The sequence below is a fragment of the Candidatus Sulfuricurvum sp. RIFRC-1 genome (assembly GCF_000310245.1).
Taxonomy (GTDB): Bacteria; Campylobacterota; Campylobacteria; order Campylobacterales; family Sulfurimonadaceae; genus Sulfuricurvum.
The window spans coordinates 1,245,203-1,268,801 of sequence record NC_020505.1 but is presented as its reverse complement, the minus strand read 5'-3'; the positions used below and the strand labels follow the sequence as shown (position 1 = coordinate 1,268,801).

At 43.5% G+C, this 23,599-nt stretch carries 22 protein-coding genes; 11 read left to right on the top strand and 11 right to left on the bottom strand.

The window, feature by feature from the left end:
* Window positions 1-22: 22 nt before the first annotated feature.
* The 4 genes from B649_RS06340 to B649_RS06325 are packed head-to-tail and all read left to right on the top strand — an operon-like array spanning window position 23 to window position 4,426.
* Window positions 23-469 carry a cytochrome c gene (locus tag B649_RS06340; RefSeq protein ID WP_041192623.1) on the top strand — a complete coding sequence of 149 codons (447 nt, stop codon included), beginning with the start codon at window positions 23-25 and terminating at the stop codon, window positions 467-469.
* Between the two features lie 9 nt (window positions 470-478).
* The gene (locus B649_RS06335; protein ID WP_015653687.1) at window positions 479-1,861 is read left to right on the top strand and encodes a cbb3-type cytochrome c oxidase subunit I; all 1,383 of its coding nucleotides are present in this window, start codon (window positions 479-481) and stop codon (window positions 1,859-1,861) included.
* Window positions 1,861-3,627 carry a VWA domain-containing protein gene (locus B649_RS06330; RefSeq protein WP_015653686.1) on the top strand — a complete coding sequence of 589 codons (1,767 nt, stop codon included), beginning with the start codon at window positions 1,861-1,863 and terminating at the stop codon, window positions 3,625-3,627. Before B649_RS06335 ends, B649_RS06330 begins: the two co-directional genes overlap by 1 nt.
* A 13-nt stretch (window positions 3,628-3,640) precedes the next feature.
* Window positions 3,641-4,426 carry a CbbQ/NirQ/NorQ/GpvN family protein gene (locus B649_RS06325; RefSeq protein ID WP_015653685.1) on the top strand — a complete coding sequence of 262 codons (786 nt, stop codon included), beginning with the start codon at window positions 3,641-3,643 and terminating at the stop codon, window positions 4,424-4,426.
* Window positions 4,427-4,444: 18 nt separating this feature from the next.
* Here the strand turns inward: B649_RS06325 and B649_RS06320 are convergent, their stop codons facing one another.
* Window positions 4,445-4,858, bottom strand: a complete 414-nt coding sequence (locus B649_RS06320; RefSeq protein WP_015653684.1) for an Rrf2 family transcriptional regulator — start codon at window positions 4,856-4,858, stop codon at window positions 4,445-4,447.
* A gap of 48 nt (window positions 4,859-4,906) precedes the next feature.
* Window positions 4,907-6,121, bottom strand: a complete 1,215-nt coding sequence (locus B649_RS06315; RefSeq protein ID WP_015653683.1) for an NnrS family protein — start codon at window positions 6,119-6,121, stop codon at window positions 4,907-4,909.
* A gap of 151 nt (window positions 6,122-6,272) precedes the next feature.
* On the opposite strand from B649_RS06315, the gene B649_RS06310 reads away from it, so the two are divergent.
* The 5 genes from B649_RS06310 (at window position 6,273) to B649_RS06295 (ending at window position 11,077) form a co-directional block, all read left to right on the top strand.
* Window positions 6,273-7,565 carry an OprD family outer membrane porin gene (locus B649_RS06310; RefSeq protein WP_015653682.1) on the top strand — a complete coding sequence of 431 codons (1,293 nt, stop codon included), beginning with the start codon at window positions 6,273-6,275 and terminating at the stop codon, window positions 7,563-7,565.
* 201 nt (window positions 7,566-7,766) lie between these two features.
* Window positions 7,767-9,881, top strand: a complete 2,115-nt coding sequence (locus B649_RS06305; RefSeq protein ID WP_015653681.1) for a ribonucleoside triphosphate reductase — start codon at window positions 7,767-7,769, stop codon at window positions 9,879-9,881.
* Window positions 9,878-10,054: an anaerobic ribonucleoside-triphosphate reductase gene (gene nrdD, locus B649_RS12545; RefSeq protein ID WP_015653680.1), complete on the top strand. Its 177-nt coding sequence runs from the start codon at window positions 9,878-9,880 to the stop codon at window positions 10,052-10,054. The genes B649_RS06305 and nrdD overlap by 4 nt, the downstream gene beginning before the upstream one ends.
* Entirely contained in the window at window positions 10,038-10,703 is a 666-nt protein-coding gene (locus B649_RS06300; RefSeq protein WP_015653679.1) for an anaerobic ribonucleoside-triphosphate reductase activating protein, read from the top strand. Before nrdD ends, B649_RS06300 begins: the two co-directional genes overlap by 17 nt.
* Window positions 10,704-10,774: 71 nt before the next feature.
* Window positions 10,775-11,077, top strand: a complete 303-nt coding sequence (locus B649_RS06295) for a c-type cytochrome (RefSeq protein ID WP_015653678.1) — start codon at window positions 10,775-10,777, stop codon at window positions 11,075-11,077.
* 112 nt (window positions 11,078-11,189) lie between these two features.
* On the opposite strand, the gene B649_RS06290 is transcribed toward B649_RS06295, so the two are convergent.
* The 9 genes from B649_RS06290 to B649_RS06250 all read right to left on the bottom strand — a co-directional run bounded on the left by B649_RS06290 (window position 11,190) and on the right by B649_RS06250 (window position 19,682).
* Entirely contained in the window at window positions 11,190-11,540 is a 351-nt protein-coding gene (locus B649_RS06290) for a chaperone NapD (protein WP_015653677.1), read from the bottom strand.
* Window positions 11,537-12,481 (bottom strand): hypothetical protein, encoded by a 945-nt coding sequence (locus B649_RS06285; protein WP_015653676.1) that lies wholly within the window; start codon window positions 12,479-12,481, stop codon window positions 11,537-11,539. The genes B649_RS06290 and B649_RS06285 overlap by 4 nt, the downstream gene beginning before the upstream one ends.
* Window positions 12,478-12,957 (bottom strand): 4Fe-4S binding protein, encoded by a 480-nt coding sequence (locus B649_RS06280; RefSeq protein ID WP_015653675.1) that lies wholly within the window; start codon window positions 12,955-12,957, stop codon window positions 12,478-12,480. The genes B649_RS06285 and B649_RS06280 overlap by 4 nt, the downstream gene beginning before the upstream one ends.
* A 2-nt stretch (window positions 12,958-12,959) precedes the next feature.
* On the bottom strand, window positions 12,960-13,568 hold the full coding sequence (locus B649_RS06275) for a nitrate reductase cytochrome c-type subunit (RefSeq protein ID WP_015653674.1): 609 nt from the start codon (window positions 13,566-13,568) through the stop codon (window positions 12,960-12,962).
* Window positions 13,565-14,380: a quinol dehydrogenase ferredoxin subunit NapH gene (gene napH / locus B649_RS06270; RefSeq protein WP_015653673.1), complete on the bottom strand. Its 816-nt coding sequence runs from the start codon at window positions 14,378-14,380 to the stop codon at window positions 13,565-13,567. Before napH ends, B649_RS06275 begins: the two co-directional genes overlap by 4 nt.
* Window positions 14,380-15,177, bottom strand: a complete 798-nt coding sequence (gene napG, locus B649_RS06265; RefSeq protein ID WP_015653672.1) for a ferredoxin-type protein NapG — start codon at window positions 15,175-15,177, stop codon at window positions 14,380-14,382. The genes napH and napG overlap by 1 nt, the downstream gene beginning before the upstream one ends.
* Before the next feature lie 5 nt (window positions 15,178-15,182).
* On the bottom strand, window positions 15,183-17,972 hold the full coding sequence (gene napA, locus B649_RS06260; RefSeq protein WP_015653671.1) for a nitrate reductase catalytic subunit NapA: 2,790 nt from the start codon (window positions 17,970-17,972) through the stop codon (window positions 15,183-15,185).
* 157 nt (window positions 17,973-18,129) lie between these two features.
* Entirely contained in the window at window positions 18,130-19,029 is a 900-nt protein-coding gene (locus tag B649_RS06255; protein WP_015653670.1) for a type IV pili methyl-accepting chemotaxis transducer N-terminal domain-containing protein, read from the bottom strand.
* Window positions 19,029-19,682, bottom strand: coding sequence for a Crp/Fnr family transcriptional regulator (locus B649_RS06250; RefSeq protein WP_015653669.1), 654 nt, complete (start codon window positions 19,680-19,682; stop codon window positions 19,029-19,031). The genes B649_RS06255 and B649_RS06250 overlap by 1 nt, the downstream gene beginning before the upstream one ends.
* Window positions 19,683-19,833: 151 nt before the next feature.
* On the opposite strand from B649_RS06250, the gene moaA reads away from it, so the two are divergent.
* Both moaA and B649_RS12200 read left to right on the top strand, forming a co-directional pair.
* Complete coding sequence (gene moaA, locus B649_RS06245) at window positions 19,834-20,799, top strand: GTP 3',8-cyclase MoaA (RefSeq protein ID WP_015653668.1); 966 nt, start codon at window positions 19,834-19,836, stop codon at window positions 20,797-20,799.
* A gap of 33 nt (window positions 20,800-20,832) precedes the next feature.
* A complete protein-coding gene (locus B649_RS12200) occupies window positions 20,833-23,523 on the top strand; it encodes an EAL domain-containing protein (RefSeq protein ID WP_015653667.1) in 2,691 nt (896 codons plus the stop codon).
* Window positions 23,524-23,599 lie beyond the last annotated feature (76 nt).

Here is a 23,599-nt window from a genome sequence, read left to right as displayed (position 1 = left end):
TAGAATAAAAATGGGGGTTAAAATGACTGAGCGTATTACTAAAAATATGGCCAGAAATATTTACTTTGGCGGGGGCCTTTTTGCCATTTTGGTATTTACAGGACTTACCTTTGATACCGTAAAGCAAATTCCGAAATTAAGTCATGATGACAAAATTACGGAATCCGTTGCTTTGGGTAAAAAAGTATGGGAAAACAACAACTGTGTCGGTTGTCACACGATTATGGGAGAAGGGGCATATTATGCTCCGGAACTCGGTAATGCTTTTCCTCGTTTGGGTGGAAATGACGAAGCTGCTTTTAAAACGTATCTAGCAAGCTGGATGGCGGCACAACCGCTAGAAACTTCGGATAGAAGAAAAATGCCGCAATTTCATCTAACGCCGGAACAAGTAAATAATCTTGCAGACTTTTTGATTTGGACCTCACGTGTCAACAATCAAGAGTGGCCGCCAAACATCAAAGGATAAGGAGAGCCTATGAAATATTCATCTCAAATGGTCGCAAAACCATATTTTATATTTGCACTCATTCTCCTTGCCGGGGAGATTGTTTTTGGTCTTGCCATGGGGACACAATACCTCTATGGTGACTTTTTATTTCCGGCGATACCGTTTAATGTACTCCGTATGGTTCATACGAATTTATTGATCGTCCTTTTGTTGTTTGGATTTATGGGTGCGACGTACTACCTGATTCCTGAAGAGAGCGAACGAGAACTCTGGAGCCCGATGCTGGCGAAACTGACATTTTGGATTTTTGCGGCGGCAGGGGTAGCGACAATCCTTGGATATTTATTTGTCCCTTATGCAACATTGGCGGAGTCCCTTGCGAACAGCTTTTGGCCGACGATGGGTCGTGAGTTTTTGGAACAGCCGACACTTACTAAGGTCGGTATTGTTCTGGTCGTTGTATCGTATATTTTAAATGTGACTATGACGGTTCTTAAAGGTCGTAAAACGACGATATCGGTTATTTTATTGACGGGTCTTTTTGGTTTGGCGGCTTTCTTTTTATTCGCATTTTACGTCCCTGAAAACCTTGTTATGGATAAATTCTTCTGGTGGTTCGTTGTCCATTTGTGGGTTGAAGCGACGTGGGAACTTATTTTAGGGGCTCTTTTGGCGTTTGTCCTCATTAAAACGACCGGAGTTGATCGTGAGCACATTGATAAATGGCTTTATTTGATTATTGCGATGACCCTTATCTCCGGGCTTGCCGGAACAGGGCATCACTTTTTCTATATCGGTACTCCGAGTTATTGGTTGTGGATCGGATCGATTGCTTCGGCGGCAGAGCCTATCCCCTTTTTCTTGATGATTCTATTTGCCTACAATATGGCGAAAAATCGTCGTATACAACATGACAATAAAATCGCCTTGACATGGGCAAAAGGTACGGCTGTAGTGGGATTCTTGGGCGCAGGGGTCTGGGGCTTTTTACACACACTCGCACCAATTAATTACTACACACACGGTACACAGTTGACCGCTGCACACGGGCATCTCGCCTTTTTCGGTGCGTATGTGATGATTTGTTTCACGATGATATCGTATGCCATGCCGATCCTTCGCGGACGACCTCATGGAAATGGACCAAAATCGCAAAAAGTGGAATTAGCCAGTTTTTGGATGATGGTACTCGGTATGATCGGCTTGACGTTGGCATTAACGGTTGCGGGGATTATGCAAATCGAGATGCAACGTCTTCCTGACGCGGCACATGCGGTTGGCTTTATGGAAACCCAAGCGGCTATCTCTACCGTTTATATGGTTCGTTTAGCCTTTGGGGTAATGGTTCTCTTGGGACTGTTGACCTATTTCTACAGTTTCTTTGTGAAAGAAGAGAAAGTAAGCGCGTAATGGATGAAAAAGTCGGTAAGTTTTGGGATCACTATGTCACCCAAAAAGCGTCTCGTTTTTTTAAAGAGGAAGCGGTCGTATTTTCTGACATTGCCAAAGGGTTAAAACTCTTTTACCACCTTTTAGGGGGTGAAAAAGGCAAAGAACTTCATATTACCGACAAACGATCGATTAAAACATCGCGAACGCTGCTAGAGAAATTTTCAGGAACCGGTAAAACTTTTTTCCTTGCCTGGCAAGATGAAAAAGGGGTTTACCTCCCTGCCTCTTTAGCCTATTTTCCCCATAGAGTGCACAATGAGATGCACTATTACTGGCTGATTGCCATGCTAACAATCGTCAACATCAAAACAAAAAATATATCCTCTGAAAATACGAATGCCATTCGTCTGCTGATCGAAAGATATACTGGTTTTAACGAATTTTATACGTATGCATACCCTTTTTTAGTGCAAAATTATCCTGAATTATCCACGATTGAACCTTCACTCGAAGGCTCATCAGCGGATAATTATCCCAACCCTTTATGGATTTATCCTTCCCTCTCTACCGCTAATAAACTCCTAGACAGCAGTGATGAAGAGGAGATACAACGACAAAACGATGAGCAGCGTCAAAGTGAAACCTTGCAGATGAAGAAAAAGAGTGAACAGATCGATGATAAAAAAGAGACGGACGGACTTCTCCTCTTTTTACCCGAATCGATACTGAGTTTTATGGAGCAAGTGCGTGTAGATCGGCAGGAAAACGACAGTTACGATGAAGATGCCCTCTACAATGCCGAAGATTTGGATGAGATAACGCTGGGACAAAAAGATGCCAACCTCTGTGCACGGATCAAAATGGATCTGGATATCTCTGCCAACAGTATTGAAGAATATCCATTAGGTAAAGGGCATTTTATCGATGAGTGGGACTATAAAAAAGAGGTCTATCTTAAAAACTATGTCTGCATCAAACCCTTTGTTTCTCTCTATACCGAGCCTATCGAGTTACCCAAACGACTGCAAAAAATGATGCGCCGTATCCAAAGTGAACTGGATCTGATGGAACTCGATCGGATCAAAAGAGATAATCTCCCCTATGGCGATGAGATCAATATCGATACATGGATCGATTACAAAGGACATCAGAACCGTTCAAACCACCCGCAGCGATTTTTTGAGACGTATGAGAGAAAGATGAGGGATATGTCTACTCTGATCTTGGCGGATGTTTCCCTCTCCACGGAAGCGGGGATCACGCAAGAGATACGGGTTATCGACATGATACAAGATGCCCTGATGGTGTTCTCCGAATCGCTGCACCGTCTGCAAGATCGGTTTGCCATCTATACGTTTTCATCGATCAAAAATACGAAGGTCAACTTTCACATCATTAAAAATTTCAAAGAGAGCTACAGCGACAACGTTCGCGGTCGGATTCATGCCATTAAACCGGGGTATTACACACGGCTCGGTGCAGGGATACGGGAGAGTGCCAAGATTTTAGAGAAACAGCACAGTGCTAACAAGCTTCTGTTGATTCTCAGTGACGGAAAACCCAATGATGTCGATCGCTACGATGGACGTTACGGGATCGAAGATACGAAAAAAGCGATCGAAGAGGTGAAACAAAAAGGGATCACGCCGTTTTGTATCACGATCGATATCGATGCGAAAGAGTATCTCCCCTATCTGTTCGGGAGAAATTCGTATGCCGTGATTCGCGATGCCAAAAAACTCCCCAAAGTGTTACCCGAAATCTATATGAATTTGACCAAATAAAAGGAATAAAATTATGTCTAAAATGTACTACGTGCCGCAAAGCAATGAAATCGAGCTTTTCAAAGCCGCTGCGGGGATGAATCTCCCCGTGTTGATCAAAGGGCCGACGGGCTGCGGTAAAACGCGATTTATCGAAGCGATGGGAGAAGAACTGGGACGGGAGGTTTACACCGTGGTGTGCCATGATGATCTCAGCGCCGCCGATTTGGTAGGACGTCATCTGATAGATGAAAACGGGACGTATTGGCAAGACGGACCCTTGACGAAGGCGGTGCGCAACGGCGGTATCTGCTATCTGGACGAGATTATCGAAGCCCGTAAAGACACGACGGTGGTGTTGCACTCCCTCGCCGATTATCGTCGTGTTCTGCCGATAGATCGTACCGGTGAAGTGATTGCCGCCCATCCTGATTTTATGCTGGTCGTTTCTTATAATCCGGGGTATCAAAATGTCTTAAAAGGGATGAAACCCAGCACCAAACAACGCTTTATTTCCCTCAGTTTTGATTATCCTGCACCGGAAATAGAGAAACAAATTCTCCTTAAAGAGAGTGGTGTGGAGGAAGCGATAGCCCAAAAGCTGGTTGCTATTGCGGGTGAAATTCGTCAACTCAGCGACAGCGATATTCAAGAGGCGGTATCGACACGTTTGCTCATCTATGCCGGAAAATTGATTGCTCACGGGTTTGATCCTTACCAAGCGTGTATCCATTCGATTGTCGAATCGCTCAGTGATGAGGAGGATGTTTTAGCGGTGCTTGAAAAATTGATTTCTCTCCATTTTACCAAAACAGCATAGGACTCATCGGTAGAAAAATTATAATTTTGTCTCTTTGTTATTGATCAAAGAGGCGAGAGTAGTGGTCGTTAGCATGGTTTCGATCATCTCTTTCGGCATGGCCCACTGATCGTGGAGGGCACATGGATTCGAAGCGTCGCATTTCTCAAATCCCAAAATACACCGATCATGTTCTAGGGGTTCTCCGATCGCTTCGAGGATGTCGCACATACGGATTTCATCGGCTTTTTTAGCGAGACTTATCCCTCCCTCTCGTCCTCTGGCAGAGTGGACAAGCCCTTTTTTTACGAGATCGGTAACCATCTTTGTGAGGTATTTATAGGGAAGGCCCAGTTCTTGGTGGAGAATATTGACTGAATGAGAAGCTTCGTTATGGCGATAAAGGTAGGTGAGGACACGGATAGCGTATTCGGTAGTTTTTGAGAAATGCACAGGTCTGCTCCAAAAGAGAGAATTCAGAACATTGTAATCTATCTTTGCTTAGCCTGATACCTTTTTACCGAAAAGCAATGTTTTGGCGTACCGCATCCCCCAAGCAATAAATAAAACAATCCATGTGAAGGCTGTTATATCAAATATCCATCCGTGAGTCCCTCCGAATGCGGTATCGATTGAGAGCGCAAAACGAGAGAGAACAAGAACTTGTGTCCACCAAAAGAGGGTAATAGCGATCATATCCGCATGAGGCGGTTGTCCTGAGTGACCTAATGTGACGCGTGTTCCAAAACCGATCAGGATCGTGGTGAGAAATCCCAACACCAACAAATGGGTTCCTGCAAATAAAAAATTACTATCATAAAGTATTTCGATTATTTGGATAAAAGCTCCGATTAAAAGGGCACTCGGAAGCCAAAACAGTGCGAGATGGAGTATCCAAAGGATGGCAGGTGAATTAAAAGGGTGCAGTTTCCATCGCAATAGTTCACGAAATAAATAGAGTCCGAGGATAGAACTGATCAATGCTTCGCCCAAACCGAAAGCAACCATGGCAAAAAGTGTTTTTACAACAAAACCAGCAAAAACGGTTTCAACAAAATATTTTGTTTTTGTCTCCTGAGAATGGCTGAAAAAAGGGATCATCCGCTGTGCAACGCTAAAAGTAAGAAATACAAAAAAGAAATTGACCAGTATCGGGCTGAGCAAAGAGAGCCAGTTAAATGGACCGATAAAGAACTCTATGGTATTGGCAATGATCCATATAAAATGGACACCGATTGCAATCGCATGGGCGATTAGTATCCAAAACGGATCTTGCTTGAGGGGAGATTGCCCGATTTTATAGATCCAATACAGTGTATAGACGGCCATCGAATTGGCAAATAAAAGTACGATCATCGATATCCATACCATCGGAGCCCAAATCAAGGAAGAGAGGAAAAAAAGAACGGATCCGATTTGATAGAGCCAAACGATGCGGATGTAGACCTCTTTTGGGATTGCCATACTTGTACAAAAACGTGGAAAGGTTGTAAATAAAAAGCCGTGAAAGATTTGGGCAAATACGATGAACGCCAATGAATAGAGATGGAATTCATTTTCGGGGATCTGGAGTACAACGAGCCCTTTGTGTGACAAGCTAAAAATCAGTATGGATACAATTGCCCAAAGAAGACCGAAGACGAAAAACGGCTGATGCGGCTGTGATAAAAAGTAACTCTTGTTTTGTTGGGGTTGTGAGATAGAAAATTGTGTCATTTTTAGCTCTTTCAGATAGTAATATCGGGATTATATCGGTAGGAAGCAGTAGATGAATTGATCGATGTCAAGAGATGGATTTGATCTGGGTCAATTGATTGGGTATTGAAAAATGATAGAGTGCTCTTATACAAAACATAAGGATGGTAAGATGAAATTAGGAAAACTTAGTCTAGTTGCCGTTTTGGCATTAGGAACAAGCGTATACGCGATCGATAACGTAAAAGTGAACGGAGAGGCGAAAGTTTGGTATCAAACGTTTGAAACAGAAGGGGTCGGTCAATCAACCAATGGTCTTGATTTTTTTGATCACGATGTAAATCCTATGGCCAATGTAAAACTGAGTGTCGGAGCTACCGCTGATTTGCTTCAAAATCTCAGTGCAGGGGTAAAAGCTTCAGCTCTTACAACACTCGGTTTGGAAAATAATCTCGTCGGGGATGTCTCTACCACTAAATTTGATGCGCAGGGCAACAGTGTAGGAACAGCTAAACTTGATGACCAGTCATGGGTAGAAGAGCTTTATTTAGCCTATAGCGTAGGTAAAACGACCGCTAAAATCGGTCGCCAAGCGCTTTCTACTCCATTGGCATTTACCGAAAACTGGAACATTACCGAAAATACGTTTGAAGCGGCAGTATTGCTGAACAACGATCTTCCTGATACGACGTTAGTTGGTGCATGGGTCGGCAAGCATAACGGTGTGGGATTATTGAAACCGACAACCGGTCGCGGAACCACTATCGCGTATAACGGTGAATTTAGTACGTTTGGAGCGGATGGTGCGTATGCCGTAGCGGCCATTAACAAATCCATCCCGAATACAACCGTGCAAGCATGGTATTACAATGTAGGTCAAATCGCCGATGCGTATTGGTTGCAAGCCGATGCAAAGGTTCTTGGTATGGTAACTCTCGGTGCACAGTTTGCCGGGATGAATCCGGACTCTGCATTGGGCGGCGGTACTACCGATCGCAGTACGGAGATGTATGCGCTTAAAGCGGCTGTAGACGTTGCAGGAGTCAATGTGTATGGAGCATTCTCATCGGTCAATGACGGTACTCTTGGATTTTCAAACGTGGCAACGGGGGATAAAACAATGATGTATACCGGACTTGCGAGTGTTTACTTCGACGGTGAAATCGTTGCTGCTCCCGATACCGATGCATGGAAAATCGGTGCATCGACTAAAATGGTTCCGGGTGTCACTCTCGCTGCGAGTTACGGTGAAGCGGAAACCGGAAATAATGGCGGGACTGCAGCAGCGGTTGCCGGTGCAAGTCTTCAGGATAATGACTATTCCGCTTGGGATGTTGTTGCCAGTACCAAAGCAGGTCCCATCGATCTCACCGCGATCTATACGGAATTTGATAGAGAAAATGCTTCGGGTGTGAAAACTCTCGACAATGCGCTCTTCCGTCTTATCGCCTCTTTGAAATTCTAAGCGATCTTTTTTTATCTCAGGGCCTTCGGGCCCTCAATATTCTCCTTATGTTAAGCTTTTTTACGCGAGGACTCGTCATCCTCGCACTTCACTTTTCGGTCTAAATTGACCCAAGTCAAAGATAACTTCTCCGTAATTCAATACAATAACTTCCATAAAAATATTTCAAAAAATGCAATCAGATAATGAGGAGCTATAAGAATGAATAAGATACAACGTGTTATCAAACGAGACGGCTCGACGGAACTTTATTATCCTTTTAAAATTGAAGATGCGATTCGAAAAGCATACGATAGTGTACGAATACCCGTCAATGAAGACGTTATCACTGCGGTACTCTTCCAGATTGTCTATAACAATATAATTGAAGTTGAAAAAATACAAGATTTAATCGAAGAGGAGTTGCATAAATCAGGTGAATTTGAGGTAATGAAATCATTTATCACCTACCGATTTTTACATAAAATGCAGCGGGAACATATCTTAGGATTGGGCGAAGATACCACCTATGTCAACAGTACACAGAGTGTTGAAGAGTATATACACAAATCCGACTGGCGGGTAAATGCCAATGCCAATACCGGATATTCTAACGCGGGATTGGTCAATAACCTCGCGGGCAAAGTGATTGCGAATTTTTGGCTTGATAAAGTTTACGCACCGTATGAGGGGGCGGCTCATCGTAACGGTGATATCCATATCCATGATCTCGATTGCCTCACGGGTTATTGTGCCGGATGGAGTTTGCGGGCACTTTTAAATGAGGGATTTAACGGTGTAAGAGGGCGGGTCGAGAGTGCACCTCCGCGTCATCTGCGTGAAGCGTTGGGGCAAATGGCCAATTTTTTAGGGATATTGCAATCGGAATGGGCAGGAGCACAAGCGTTTAGTTCGTTTGATACCTATCTCGCCCCCTATGTATTTATCGATGCTTTGCCTTTAACAGAAGTCAAAAAAGCGATACGGGGGTTTGTTTATAATCTCAATGTCCCCGCACGCTGGGGTCAATCTCCGTTTACCAATGTGACGATCGACTGGGTCGTTCCCGAAGATTTACGCGATCAGTTCCCGACGTATCGCGATCATCATCTTTTTGAAGAGATCAGTGAAACGGCGCACCATCAGCGACGGCTTCGCGAACGAGGGAAACGCATTCTCAAAGAGCTGACGTATGGCGATTTTCAGGCTGAAATGAACATCATAAACCGAGCATTTTATGAGGTAATGACCGAAGGGGACAACGGAGGACAGCCATTCACTTTTCCGATCCCCACGGTAAACATTACCGAAGATTTCGACTGGTACGGTGAAAATACCGATATCCTGTTCGAAAATACGGCAAAAATCGGTTCCAGCTATTTTCAAAACTTTATCGGGAGTCAGTACATCCGAAATGACTCAGGAGAGGTCGTCGAAAATCCTCATGCGTATAAACCCGGAGCCGTACGGAGTATGTGCTGCCGTTTACAGCTTGATTTGCGAGAACTGCTCAAACGGGGGAATGGACTTTTTGGCAGTGCGGAGATGACGGGCAGTATCGGAGTAGTGACCATCAATATGGCGCGTTTGGGATACCTCTATAAAAATGATTATGAGGGGCTGATCCGTGCATTGGATCGGTTGCTGGAGATTGCCTATTCAACACTGGAGAAAAAACGCCATTTTGTTCAGGATATGTTTGCGCGAGGTCTTTATCCCTACACGGCCCGTTATCTCAAAGATTTTCGTAACCATTTTTCGACGATCGGCGTCAACGGAATGAACGAGATGGTTCGTAATTTCACCGGAGACAGTGAAGATATTTCGACAATATCGGGAATCGATATGACCCAAAACATACTTGATTATCTGCGTGAACGAATGCGATTTTTCCAAGAAGAGAGCGGTAATCTCTACAATCTCGAAGCGACGCCGGCGGAGGGGACAACATACCGTTTTGCCAAAGAAGATAAAAAACGTTATCCCGAGATTTTGCAAGCAGGCGAGGGTGAAAATATCTATTATACGAACAGCTCACAGCTTCCGGTCTCGTTTACCGATGATCCGTTTGAAGCCCTTACGCTTCAAGATGAACTCCAGTGCCGTTATACAGGGGGAACCGTTTTGCATCTGTACATGAGCGAGCGGCTCAGTTCGCCTGAAGCGTGTCGACGGATGGTCAAAAATGTCATTACGAATTTTCGCCTCCCCTATATCACGGTGACACCGACATTTTCGATCTGTCCGGTACATGGTTATATGAACGGCGAACATGAATTTTGCCCCAAATGCGATGAACAGATACTCAATCAAACCCAACACAAGGAAATCCAATGAAGTCTCATGAAATTTTAGAAATGAATGCCGCAAAACGTACCCGTTGTATGGTCTATACGAGAGTGATGGGATATCACCGACCGGTAGAGAGTTTCAATCTCGGTAAAAAAGGGGAACATAAAGAGCGTATATGCTTTCAAGAATCCTCGAAACGCCATGCATCCGCTCTATGATATCACCTGCTTTACGCTTCTAGACTATCCCGACATTCCTGCCGCCATTTTTTGGTTTGCAGGATGCAATCTGCGATGCACATACTGCTACAATCCCGATATTGTTTTAGGATGGGGGACGATCAGTGAACAAAAAGCGTTAAACTTTTTATCTTCTCGGCGTGGATTATTGGAAGGGATAGTGCTCAGTGGCGGCGAAGCCACAACGTATCCAAATCTGATCCCTTTTTGTCATTCGATTAAAGCGTTAGGCTTCAAACTGAAACTCGATACCAACGGTATGCGTCCAGATGTTGTCAAAGAACTGCTTGAAGAGAATCTGCTCGATTATGTCGCTTTGGATTATAAAGCACCGGCTTCTGAAATGAGCCGAATATGCGGCGGCGGGTCTGAAAAACGGTTTTGGGAGTGTTTGGATACGGTGCAATCACATGGTGTTGATTTTGAAGTACGTACAACATTGCATCCTGATATTTTGAATGAACGTCAGATCATAACAATGGCAAACAAACTGAAAGCTATGGGATATCAGAAACCTTTTTACGTACAGGTTTTTCGTGCGGGAACAGAGACATTAGGGAAGGTTGAATCTCCGTCTCGTCCAATTGATTTAGACCTTTTATCCCATTTCGTCGCATTGCGATATTAAAATTGACTTAGATCAAAGCTATTAATTTTGATACGTTATATAATTTTTTATATCATGTATAGGAGTTTCATATGAAAAAAGGTTTGATGTTATTTGGCGTATTGATCGGTTTAGGTTTTGTGAGTGCTCATGCGGCTGAAGAGGGTGCGGTACTTTATAAAAAATGTGCAGCTTGTCACGGTGCTACAGGTGAAAAAGCGGCATTAGGCAAAAGTAAAATCATTAAAGATATGAGCTCAGCAGAGATCATAACAGCCCTCAAAGGGTATAAAGACGGTACCTACGGTGCGGCTTCAAAGGCGATCATGAAAGGGCAGGTTGCATCGCTTAACGATGCTCAAATGTCTGCTCTTGCCGCTCACATCTCGAAATAACTTCTTCGCCCCGTTCGGGGTGATCTTTCCAGGCAGTACCTTTCTTTTGCTTGACCTCCTATAGAAATCTATCGCTGCTTGGAACGATCATCTCTGGAGTATCAGCCTGCGTTTAAAAACGATCCTTGAGATCCCCATTGTATTTAATATCACGTTTCGTTGCATTTTCATCATTTAGCCATTCGGGTAAATCACCGCCAACAGCTTCCAGTTTATCACGCTCCGCATTGAGTTCGTCTTCGCTGTAAGCAAACGACATATCAGCTGAAATAACGTGTTCCATCTCTTGAATTTTTACCAGCTTGGCAATCTCTTCTTCGACACCTTCGCCTTCAATAGTGACAATAATACGACCTTTTTCATCGTGCAAATGGTAGTCACAAAAATCGGCCGCTTTGAAAATCTCGACCACCTCATCGGTAAACTTTGGATTGGTTTGCACCACTATGCTTGAAATATTCACGGTATTCTCCAGTAGTAAATTTTATTCTCTTCGCCTGAACCTATCAGGGTATGCTCATCCAAAAAGATAAGCGTATCATAAAGGGTCTCTCCGCCTTTGAGTCGTCCGATTTTTTTTTGAGTTTCCAGTTCAAATATCTGTAACTCATTTTCATCTCCGTCCGTATACACTCCAATGGAGGCTGAGGGGCTCAACCCTACGGCGTAGACAAAAAAGTTTGTTTCGATGAAATAACTCCCATGCGCTTTATACACACCTACACGTCGGTCATGTCCGCCGCTGATGATCGTATTATTTTGGTATGCGAGACGATTAATCGCATCGAGATTGATTCCGCTGAGCGTTTTGAGTACTTTTCCGCTTCGTGTCTCGATTTGAACAATCTCGCCGCTCTCATCTCCTACGGCTAAAAGTGAGCGCTTAGGGCTCAGTGCCATATCTCCAAATACCCCTCCGCCTGCTTGTACTTCGTAGAGAGATTTGCGTTTGTCCAAATCCATCAGAATAATCGCATCGCCGGAGAGTCCAAAAATAAGGTGATTTGCATCCACAAATCGAACTTTTTTGATCAGCAATCCACTCGTCTTGCCGATTAGCATCACCAATTTATTCTCACGCCAAATATAGACATTTCGAAACGACGATTCGCCGCTCTCCGTAACCATCACGGTTGCCCCCGCAAAATGATCCACCGAATAGATTTTGGGCAAAAATATTTTTCCTGAACCACTAGTTACGCTCGGAAGGGATATGGAGGAGAGTTTACGTCGTGAAGCGAGATCGAATACATTAACGACACCGGTATCGGTAGAGGCATAAATTTTACCCTCTCTCACCACCATATCACTAATCAGACCATCCGTTTTAAGTATTGCAGAAGGCGTTATGAGCTCTGCAATTGCTTGAACAAAAAAAAGAAAAACGAGAGATAAAATTTTCACGCTACCACCTCTATCGCTCCGCTTGGGCATACGCCGATACAATAGCCGCAACCGGTACATTTTTCAGGAAGAATTATAGGATTCAACATCCCTTTAAACACTATCGCATTTTCCAAACAAGGTTCTTTGCACGAAAAACAAATACTCCCTTGATGCGACATGCAGTTCGACATCCTGATCTTAGCATGTCCTTGGATAAATTTCGTCGGATCGCTAAGAACTTTCGGGGTACAGGCATCCAAACATTTATGGCAATCGCTGCATCCCGAAATTTTAAAATCCACAAAAGGGACTCCTTGCGTATCGCGAACAAGAATCTTTTCCTCGCAGGCGCTTACACACATTGCCTCACACGTAAGACATTCGTTAAATGTCGCACCTTCCATCACGTACGGGGGACGGACGATATACTGCGCTTCCTCTTTAAAGAGAGAGGCAATAGCGCCGAAAAAACCCCGACGTGCTTCGTGTTCCATTTTTACAAACCGTTTCCGACTTTGACGCCGATGTCGAGTTCATCAAGGAGATACGATTTGTTTTTATGTTTTTGCCCTTTTTTGTCTGTATAGGCAGGTTTAAAGGTATTTGCCACTTTTAAATCCCCTTTTGTCTGAGGAGCGTGGCATGCCGAACAGTTATAGCGCCCTTGCCATAGCTGCCCATGAAGATCTTTTTTAATGATTTGATCATCGCTTTCTGCTTTGAGATTATCATCATCATCGACCGATATTGCCGGTCTAAAACTGGTAAAGTGACTCTTAGGAATCGGTGTCGCTCCCATGTCTTTGGCAATCTCAGGCATATGACACCCGAGACACGAGTTGTTGTTTTTATCAATTTCCCCAAGGTCATCAATATCATGGGGAATCATAGGCGGTGCATTGGTATATGCACGATCAAACCGTTTTGACGTACCCGGAGCCTCTTTATTGTAATTCGTACCATTTGGGACAGCTGTATCTTCGGTATAAATATCGACTTTACGTAATCCCAATTGTGTTTCATCCACATCTGTATTAACAGCGTAAACACTGCTAATGATTAGTGAAGCAGCGACCAAGCTACCGATTAGTTTTTTTGCTTTCATTCCTCATCCTTTGGTTGTTTTAGTTGAGATCGGATTGAAAATCCGAGCGCGTTTTCTTGACAGACATCTACGCATCTGCCACAATTGGTACACTCACCCATAAGCACACTTTCGCTGCTGTGATTAATCATATGAAGCACCTCTTTTTCAGGGCATACGGTAACACAGCTGCGACAGTCAGTACATTTTGACGCATCATGCCACACACGAATCAGAGAAAAATTCCCGATTAATGAATGAACTGCTCCCAGAGGGCAGACGTATCCGCACCATCCGTTTTCATGCACCAGCAAATCAAATAAAAAGATTACGATCAGTGCACCGCCGCCCATCCCCATACCGAAGATAAGACCACGATGGGCCATCGAAATAGGACTGATAAGTTCAAATACCGCTACACCCATAAGGGCAGAGAGGATTAAACTCAGAGCCAAAATCCAATAGCGCAGCGATCGGCTCATATAAAACCGTTTTTGCACTTCGGAAAACTTTAATGCTCGACGCAGCCATGCGGCACTGTCGCTAATAATATTGATAGGACAAACCCAGCTGCAAAAAGCGCGTCCGCCGATGATTCCGTAAAAGATCGTTATAATCAGCGCACCCAGCAAGATGTCCATCCCTATGCTTGCCCCCGTAACGGCGATTTGCATCACCGCATAAGGATCACTCAGCGGGAGTGTTCCCAACACGGAGGAACTGCTGAGATTGCCTTGAAGGAATTTCCATCCCCACACATTGGCTCCTACGTAAAGAACCAACAGCGAGATTTGCGTTAAACGACGAAGGAGTAGATAGCGATAGTTTTTCATTACAGCTCTCCTTCATCATTCAGTGAATCGAGAGCGCTCTTTTCACTGATTTTCGTTTTGGTCACTTCATTGGAAGCTCCCTCTAGCCGTTTTTCATCGGCTTTGTCCCACCCTTTGATATAGTGGTCTCCCACTTTACCCATAGCCAAAGCTCTGGGAAGAATATGGATCGCGGCGATCTCGGTAACACAGGCATGTTCGCACAGCCCGCATCCCGTACAGTGATCCGCATGAACGACAGGTTTTAAAAATGCATGCTTGCCGGTACGATCATTTTTAGAGTGTTCGATGGTAATCGCTTCACCTAAAAGAGGACAGGCTCGATAGCATGCATCACACTGAATTCCCCATGTCGCGATGCACGAATTCTCATCGACCACCGCCAAGCCCATGCGCGCTTTGTTGATCTCCAAAACCGCTTTGTTTTTTACATAGCTGGTTACTGAGGGTTCATTAAGCGCACCGCTTGGACACACCGGAACACACGGAATATCGGTACACATATAACACGGGACAGCTCTTGGTGTAAAATAAGGGGTTCCAGTCGGGAGATTATCTCCCGGACGTGCAAGGATCAGGGTGTCGTAAGGACACGCTTCCACACACAAACCGCATTTGATACACTTTTGCATAAATTCCGCTTCATCCAATGCCCCCGGAGGACGCAAAACAAGAGGTGCCGCTTTCACTTCCCCCACATAAGCACTCCAGACCAAAGCCCCCATCGCACTAAGCCCGATCCCTCTAGCGATAGAGAGAAGAAAACGGCGACGATCATTAGGAGTTTCAGTTTTCATAATCGTTACGCTTTATAAATTTTGACCGCACATTTTTTATGGTCAACTTGTTTGGAAATCGGGCACGTATGATCCAAACATACTTTATTAATAAATACTTTTTCATCAAACCACGGCACAAATACAAGTCCTTTTGGAGGACGGTTACGGCCGCGTGTTTCAACGTGTGCTTTTACTTTTCCTCGGCGTGATTCTACCCACACCATTTCACCTCGTTTGACACCGCGTTTTTCAGCATCTGCGGGGTGCATATAACACAACGCCTCAGGAACGGCGCGATAAAGCTCAGGAACACGCATCGTCATCGTTCCGCTGTGCCAATGTTCGAGTACACGACCGGTACATAACCAGATATCATAGTTTGTATCCGGTACTTCAGTCGGCTCCATATAGGGGCGGAAGAAGATTTTGGCTTTGTTGTCCAAATTCACTTTCGCACTGTTCGTAACCCCTTGCAGATTTCCGGTTGGAATATCTTTGAACGCATGACCGTAAAACGCAAAGGCACCGTTAGCGGCTTTTTTCGCATACGGATCGTATTTCGCGTTGTAGCGCCAGAACGTCTCTTTGCCATCAACAACCGGCCATTTTAGACCGCGTACACGGTGATACGTATCGAAATCGGCGTAATCGTGTCCATGTCCGTCACCGAATTTGCGATACTCTTCCCAAAGGTATTTTTGCAAGAAGAAGCCATACCCTTTGAATACTTTGCCATCGCTTCCGACAACATTACGTTTGTCACCTTCAACTTCAGAGTTTTGATACCCTTTGCCTACTGCATCCGGCCATTTGAACGCTTTCGCACGATTATTGGCAAATAGCACTTCATAAAGGGTTGCATTTTCATCATAACCCATTGCTTTGGCTTTACCCATCACATCCGGCAATCCGCCATCGAGTCCCGGAATTTTTTGTGCTCCCCATACCTCTTTGATCGTAAAGCGTTTGGAAAGTTCAACAAACTGCCACGTATCGGACATTGCATCCCCCATCGGAGTCACTTGCTGTCTCCAATGCTGGGTACGACGTTCTGCATTACCGTACGCTCCCCACTTTTCATACATCATAGCACTTGGCAAAATCAAATCCGATACTTTTGCCGAAATCCCCGGATAACCGTCAGAGGTCACAATGAAGTTGTCCATTGTACGTGCCGCTTTAATCCAGTGTTCCGCATTACCGGTATCTTGATACGGGTTACAGACGCTGACCCAGGCAAATTTTACTTTACCGTCTTCGAGATCACGGTGGATTTGGGTAAAGTGCGATCCCATTTTAGGGTTAATCGTCCCCTCTGGAATTGTCCAGATCCCCTCTGCCATTTTACGGTGTGCAGGGTTCATGACCACCATATCCGCAGGGAGACGATGGGCAAATGTTCCTACTTCACGCGCTGTTCCGCATGCAGATGGCTGACCGGTGAGTGAGAATGCTCCATTACCCGGTTTTGCTTGTTTTCCAAGGAGGAAGTGAACCATATAGGCTTGTTCATTCACCCATGTTCCACGTGTATGCTGATTGAATCCCATAGTCCAGAAGGTCAAACATTTACGTTTTTTCTCGATGTAGAGATCGGCCATTTTTTGAAGTTTTGCTTTGTAATCGGCAAGACTTTCATCCGAATCACCTTTGGAAACTTTGGCTACATAATCGAGAGTGTAAGGTGCAAGCCCTTTTTTAAACTCTTCGAACGTGATTTTCCAGTGTTTATTCGCATCTCCGCTGTTTTTCATCTCCAGCGTATCACCCGCTTTATACCCTAAATACCCGAGACTGACCCCCTCATCGGCGGTAAGAACTTTGGATTTTTGTTTGGCTGCGGTATCGAGCTCTTTTTTACCGTATTTCGGATGGTTGATATCTTCTCGAAGACCGTATCCGATATCTACAGGACCCGTTGCAAAGACGATATTTTTATCCAAAAACTCTTTGTCCATCGCTTCGGGATGATTGTAAACAATTTCACGGGCGATATAGTTCCAGATTGCCAAGTCGGTATTCGGTTTAAAGATGATTTCGACATCGGCAAGGTCCATCGTGCGGTGTTTGTAGGTTGAGAGAACAACCACTTGCACTTTATCGGGGTTACTGAGTTTACGATCACTGACTCTCGACCAGAGAATAGGGTGCATCTCCGCCATGTTCGATCCGAAAGCAACGATTGTTTCGGCGAGTTCAATATCTTCATAACAGCCTGATGGCTCATCCGCACCGAAAACGTTCATAAATCCGGTTACGGCTGATGCCATACACAGACGTGCATTCGGGTCGATGTTGTTGGTACGGAAACCTGCTTTCATCAATTTGAGTGCGGCATGTCCTTCCATCGCTGTTTGCTGACCTGAGCTGAACATTGCAATACCGGTTGGCCCTTTTTCTTTCAGGGCTGCTTTGATATGCACTTCCATTTCATCAAAAGCACGCTGCCAGCTAACCGGTTTGAACTTCCCTTTTTTGTCAAACTGACCTTTATCATTCATACGTAATAACGGTTGCGTAAGACGGTCGGCTCCGTACATAATCTTTGCATTAAAATATCCCTTAATACAGTTAAGACCACGATTAACCGGAGCCAATGGATCCCCTTTGACCGCAACGATGCGATCATCTTTGGTAGCCATCATAATTCCGCATCCCGTTCCGCAAAAGCGGCAGGCCGCTTTGTCCCAACGCCATCCTGCTTGTCCCTGGAGCGCTGCCGCTTCGACCTTGGCAGGAACTGCCATTCCAATCGCTGTCGCTGCCGATGCAGCAGCGGCACTTTTTAAAAACTCTCTTCTATCCAATGACATAAAAGCCTCCTTAGTGGAATCAATGTTATCCATTGTTATTAATGGATACAGTACGTTACCTTGATGCTATGATATAACTCATGCACTTCAACAATTATAAAGAAATTAAAAAAGAAAGATATTGACTTAGGTCAAGAAAAAAGAAGGATTGAAGTGCCTACGAGGCACTTCGAATAGAATTGGCTTTTTCGAGGTTGTTTTTCAGCTTTTTAAGACGCATTGAGGTTTGATGCAGCTCTTCGCTGACTTGGATCATGACATCTTCATTTTGTTCCAAGATGGCTTCGGCTTCAGGGGTAGAAGCAACCAAAACAGCGGTTGCAGCTTCACTCTTTTCGACCGCTTCGGTTGCACTTTGGAGCGCTTCTTCAACATTCCGTAAAAAATATTCAATATGCGAACATGCGACATCGAGTTCATTTCCCTGACACTCTAAATTCTTTATACCGCTGATCGTTTGCGAATGATTCAAAAATTTGTCAAAATTTCGTTGAATTTCCAATGTGGTACGTGCCATATAGAGAATGATTCCAAACGATATGAACGCTAAAAAAATCTGAATACGATGGGCTAACAATCTTTTTCCCATCATTGCATCTTCGTATTGGCTCACGGCCTTATCCATTAATAATAAGGTTTGATCTCCGCTGTCATAAATGGTTTTGAGATCGAACAGGTTGTGATCTCCCTGCAAATAGCGGTCTATCAAGCCCCCCATCCGATTCCAGTGCGCATGAACTTCCATCATTGTTCTATCGATTTCATCATTTGAAAATCCGCGATAATCCGATGCTGCCATGTTGAGCTGTTTAAAATTGGTATCAAACTCCGCACGGGCAATCTGTAGCCGTTCATATGCCCCTTCTTCATCCACCAGAAGGCGATGCAGTTCTAACACCGTACGCTGGGACAGCATTCTTTGTTTTCCGGCGGTATTGATTACTTTTGCATCCAGTTTTTGACTGGAATTCAACCAAATATCGACCAATATGATCGTTATGAGATTAATAGATAAAATAACTACGATCCATCTAACTTTAGTGGATATGGACTGCATCAGAGTGCCTCCTTAAAATAGTGAGATAAATCTTCTTTTTTTAATACGACTGTTTTCTGGTTTTCTTCAGAAATTAATCCCAACCGGATAAATTTCGCCAAAACACGTGAGAGTGTAGCGGGTTGAATGTTTAAACGATAAGATATTTCCTGTTTTTTTAAACTGTTATAAAGTCCCAAATGATCAGAAAGCATTTTAGCTACTTTTGCCGTGACATCATACACCATTCCCATACTGATCATGCAATCCACCATCTCCTTTTGATCGGATAAAAGGTTTACTAAATTGATGAGCAACTGGTTCTCTTTTTTGACCACATCTTTAAAAAGTTTTAAATCAAAAGAGATAACCTCACTGGGAACCATGAATTCTATATTACTAAAACAGCTGATGATATCACATTTTAGAGAACCTATATTGGTTAATAAGGTTTGGTCCGATAAAGAATATAAAAATATTTCACTGTCAAATCGGTCAACTTTGTAAAATTTAGCTTCGCCCTTTATTAAAAAATAGACTCGGTTCAAATCATCTTCTTCATACACTAGAATCTCGGATGCCCCATACGCTTTGTACTTAGCTGTCTGATTTAATGCGATCAATGATTCAGGATTGCTTTGTTTGAAAAAGTCAAGACGCTCTGTTAATAGCATTCTGTATTGCCTTTTTTTATAGTTAGATTATCAATAGTAACACACATACACGGGTAATATCTTGATTTGTATCAAGTAATTTTGGTACGGCACTAGGATATTATCAACATTACAAACGCTAATGGCATAATGAAATATAAAGGGTGACACCATGCTGCAAGATTCTTTTGGTAGAGAAGTAACGTATTTACGGGTATCCGTTACCGAACGGTGCAATTTTCGATGTCGTTACTGTATGGCCGAAAAACCGTTCAGCTGGGTTCCTAAAGAGAACCTGCTGAGCTATGAAGAGCTTTTTGCCTTTATTAAAATCGGTATTGACAACGGTATCCGAAAAATCCGACTGACCGGCGGAGAACCGACAACGCGCGAAAACCTCGATGAATTGATCGCGATGATTCATACGTATGCTCCCGAAGTCGATATCGGACTCACAACGAACGGGTTTTTATTGCCGGCGCTGGCTCAAAAACTGAAAATTGCGGGACTTAAACGGGTCAATATCTCTCTTGATTCACTTGAACGCGAAACGCTCCATTATATCGTTCAAAAAGATGTATTGGAACAGGTGAAAGAGGGTATCCGAGCGGCAGTAGATGCGGGATTGTCGGTAAAGATTAACAGCGTGATTTTACGGGGAATCAATGACCACGAAATTGTCCCTTTATTTGCGTACGCAAAAGAGATGGGGGCACAAATCCGATATATTGAATACATGGAAAACTCCCATGCAAGCAATGCGCTTAAAGGACTTCGAAGTGATGAAATTATCGATACATTAGGCAAATCCTATCCTTTTATCCCGATTAACAAAGAGGTGAACGGACCGGCAGATCTGTATGAAACGCTTGATGGATATCGTTTTGGAACGATCGAGCCGCATCGACATGATTTTTGTGCGACGTGTGATCGCCTACGGCTGAGCGCTGAGGGCGATTTAATCGGATGTTTGTACTTTGAGGGGGCGAAAAGTATTAAAGAGGCGATACGGGACGGAAATACTAAAAAAGCGACCGAAATCCTATCGGATGTGGTGTTTAACAAACCCGAAAAGAATTTTTGGGGTACTGAAAATGTAGAAGTCTCTTCACGTGCCTTTTACCGTACCGGAGGATAACTTAATCAAGCGATTGAGTGGAAGGGAAAAATAATGAATAAATTTCATATCAGAATTGGTTTAATCGCATTGGGAGTTGTCATCGGAATATGGAATTTTTACATTTTAGGAATTGAATGGATAGCGTATCAAGAGACGAAACGCTCCTATTCTCAAACACGCGCATTGATTCAATTTTCACAAAGTATAGGTGATTTTGTCCATGAATCTCAAAAAGAGCGGGGATTAAGTGCCGCATATCTGGGCTCAAATGGTGATATCGAGTTTAAATCTAGGTTGAAGAAACAGCGGCTTCTCAGTGATAAAAAGTTTTTAGCACTCCTTCAGAGAGTGAGAACGTTAAGTCGCTATTCTTTACCGGCTACTTTCCATCAATCGATTCAAATGTCAATTGAGAAACAAAAGCAACTGGGCGATATCCGTGAACGGGTCTTCAACCTTGAAATCAGTGCGTCCGAAGAGATCGATTTTTATACCGAACTGAATGCCAATTTTTTAGGATTACTCCCATTATCGGCCAAATTAGCACCGACTCGTGAAATTGCATTGCGATTGTACGACAATACATTGCTGGTGGAGTGTACCGAAAAAGCAGCCATCGAGAGAGGAACTCTTGCGAATATTTTTGCTGCCAAACGATTTGAGCCGGGAATGTATGAAAAAGTAATTTCGGTTCATGCTATCCATCAAAGTTGTAAACAATCATTCATTGATAAAGCGTCCAATAACGAACGAAATTTATACAATAGCTATTTTTCCCATACATTATTTCAAGATTCTCATCGTATATATGAACAAGTCCTCAGCGGTGATTTTTCGATGGGGGCTACTAAATGGTTTAACCATATGACTGTCAATATCGATCAGTTAAAAACCCTGCATGAAAGATTTGATCAGCTGCTTGAAGAAGATCTGTCCCGATTAGAGAAAAAAACGCTCTTAAAGCATGAAATTTTTTTAGTCGGCTCTTTCGGTTACGGATTTTTTATGCTTTTGGGGGCTATCTATTTAGTCCAGCAAATGTTTGCGATGATCAATACGCTCCGAATCTCATCGGTCGTATTTGATTCCAATGAGGGAGTTTTGGTTGCCGATATAAACGGAAAAATCATGCGGGTGAACCCTGCCTTTGAAAAGATCAGCGGCTACAGTGAATCGGAAGTTTTAGGATTGACACCGGCACTCTTAAAATCGGGACTCAACGATAGCCAGTTTTATAAAGATATGTGGGATTCACTTATTAACAAAGGGTTTTGGAACGGAGAAATCTACAATCGCCGTAAGAACGGAGAAATTTATCCGGAATATCTAAGTATCTCTGCCGTTCGAGACGAATATCGAAACATTACCCATTATGTCGGAATTTTTTCCGATATAACGGCTAAAAAAGAGAACGAAGAGCGTATCAATCGATTGGCTTTTTACGATCCGCTGACGCAGCTCCCCAATCGCAGATTGCTGTTTGAACGTTTGGAACATGCGCTCGTAAAAAATGAAAGAAATAAAACCTACAGCATGGTGGCTTTTATCGATTTGGACAATTTTAAAATTGTTAACGATACCAAAGGACATTTGGTAGGCGATGACTTACTGAAAGAAGCGGGAAACCGTCTCCTCGAAGCGATACGTGCTGAAGATACTGTAGCCCGTTTAGGAGGGGATGAATTTGTTATTTTGATTGAAGATTTAGGACCTTCTCGTGAGCAGGCTTTCAAAATCGCATCCGATATCGGCAGCAAAATATCCTTCTCTCTCCAAAAACCGTTCGAAATACACGAAGAGCTTTTCTTTGTCACCGGAAGCATCGGAATTGCTATTTTAGATAATTATACACAGACCGTGAATGAGATTTTAGCGCAGGCGGATACGGCTATGTATAGTGCCAAAGAGTCAGGAAAACATACTTTCCGTTTCTTCGATTCCGCACTTCAGCAAAAAATGTTGAAAAAATTAGAGTGCGAAAAAACACTCTTTAATGCACTGGAAGAGAACCAGTTTCAACTCTTTTACCAGTTTCAATACAACCATCAAAATGAGATAAGCGGAGCAGAAGCACTCATCCGATGGTTTCACCCGGAAAGAGGGATCGTCTCCCCCACCGAATTTATCCCTATTGTCGAAGAAAACGGCTTTATCACTGAAATAGGTAAGTGGATTATTGCCGAAGCGTGCAGAACACTGCATGAGTGGAGTCATGATCCCATACGAAAAAAATGGACGCTGTCGATCAATATCAGTCCGAAACAATTTTTGGACGAATCGTTTACGAGTGTATTATTAGATAATGTAAATAGATACGCACTCCCGCCTTCACTCCTTCGTTTGGAAGTGACCGAATCATTGCTGATCAATGATATTGAAAAAATTCAGGACATTATGTATCATCTTAAATCGCATGGATTTACCTTTTCGCTTGATGATTTCGGAACCGGGTATTCGTCATTATCCTATCTGAACAGTTTTCCTTTCGATGAGTTAAAAATCGATCAGTCGTTTATCCGAAATATGGAAAATGATCCGCATGCTTCTGCGCTGGTTCGGGCAATCATTACGATGGCGGAAGTACTTGGGCTGGAGATCGTAGCCGAAGGAGTTGAATTGGCTGAACAACATACAATCCTCCAATCTATCGGCGGTATTCATTATCAAGGGTATTTGTTTTCAAAACCCGTATCAAAGAATGAGATGCAGTCTGTACACTCACACGAATCCTCAGACGTTTGACCTATATCAAAGCAATTCATTTAACAATCCTCTATAATTATCGAACCATAAAATAATCTTCCCCTATCAGGGGTTG

What these genes read in the sequence shown, in the direction of transcription:
- B649_RS06280 (WP_015653675.1), bottom strand. Translation starts at nt 12,957, where the DNA reads ATGGAACACGAAGCACGTCGGGGTTTTTTCGGCGCTATTGCCTCTCTC.
- B649_RS06330 (WP_015653686.1), top strand. Translation starts at nt 1,861, where the DNA reads ATGGATGAAAAAGTCGGTAAGTTTTGGGATCACTATGTCACCCAAAAA.
- napG (WP_015653672.1), bottom strand. Translation starts at nt 15,177, where the DNA reads ATGAAAACTGAAACTCCTAATGATCGTCGCCGTTTTCTTCTCTCTATC.
- B649_RS06335 (WP_015653687.1), top strand. Translation starts at nt 479, where the DNA reads ATGAAATATTCATCTCAAATGGTCGCAAAACCATATTTTATATTTGCA.
- B649_RS06250 (WP_015653669.1), bottom strand. Translation starts at nt 19,682, where the DNA reads ATGCTATTAACAGAGCGTCTTGACTTTTTCAAACAAAGCAATCCTGAA.
- B649_RS06295 (WP_015653678.1), top strand. Translation starts at nt 10,775, where the DNA reads ATGAAAAAAGGTTTGATGTTATTTGGCGTATTGATCGGTTTAGGTTTT.
- B649_RS06315 (WP_015653683.1), bottom strand. Translation starts at nt 6,121, where the DNA reads ATGACACAATTTTCTATCTCACAACCCCAACAAAACAAGAGTTACTTT.
- B649_RS06255 (WP_015653670.1), bottom strand. Translation starts at nt 19,029, where the DNA reads ATGCAGTCCATATCCACTAAAGTTAGATGGATCGTAGTTATTTTATCT.
- nrdD (WP_015653680.1), top strand. Translation starts at nt 9,878, where the DNA reads ATGAAGTCTCATGAAATTTTAGAAATGAATGCCGCAAAACGTACCCGT.
- B649_RS12200 (WP_015653667.1), top strand. Translation starts at nt 20,833, where the DNA reads ATGAATAAATTTCATATCAGAATTGGTTTAATCGCATTGGGAGTTGTC.
- B649_RS06305 (WP_015653681.1), top strand. Translation starts at nt 7,767, where the DNA reads ATGAATAAGATACAACGTGTTATCAAACGAGACGGCTCGACGGAACTT.
- B649_RS06275 (WP_015653674.1), bottom strand. Translation starts at nt 13,568, where the DNA reads ATGAAAGCAAAAAAACTAATCGGTAGCTTGGTCGCTGCTTCACTAATC.
- B649_RS06325 (WP_015653685.1), top strand. Translation starts at nt 3,641, where the DNA reads ATGTCTAAAATGTACTACGTGCCGCAAAGCAATGAAATCGAGCTTTTC.
- B649_RS06310 (WP_015653682.1), top strand. Translation starts at nt 6,273, where the DNA reads ATGAAATTAGGAAAACTTAGTCTAGTTGCCGTTTTGGCATTAGGAACA.
- napA (WP_015653671.1), bottom strand. Translation starts at nt 17,972, where the DNA reads ATGTCATTGGATAGAAGAGAGTTTTTAAAAAGTGCCGCTGCTGCATCG.
- moaA (WP_015653668.1), top strand. Translation starts at nt 19,834, where the DNA reads ATGCTGCAAGATTCTTTTGGTAGAGAAGTAACGTATTTACGGGTATCC.
- B649_RS06340 (WP_041192623.1), top strand. Translation starts at nt 23, where the DNA reads ATGACTGAGCGTATTACTAAAAATATGGCCAGAAATATTTACTTTGGC.
- napH (WP_015653673.1), bottom strand. Translation starts at nt 14,380, where the DNA reads ATGAAAAACTATCGCTATCTACTCCTTCGTCGTTTAACGCAAATCTCG.
- B649_RS06300 (WP_015653679.1), top strand. Translation starts at nt 10,038, where the DNA reads ATGCATCCGCTCTATGATATCACCTGCTTTACGCTTCTAGACTATCCC.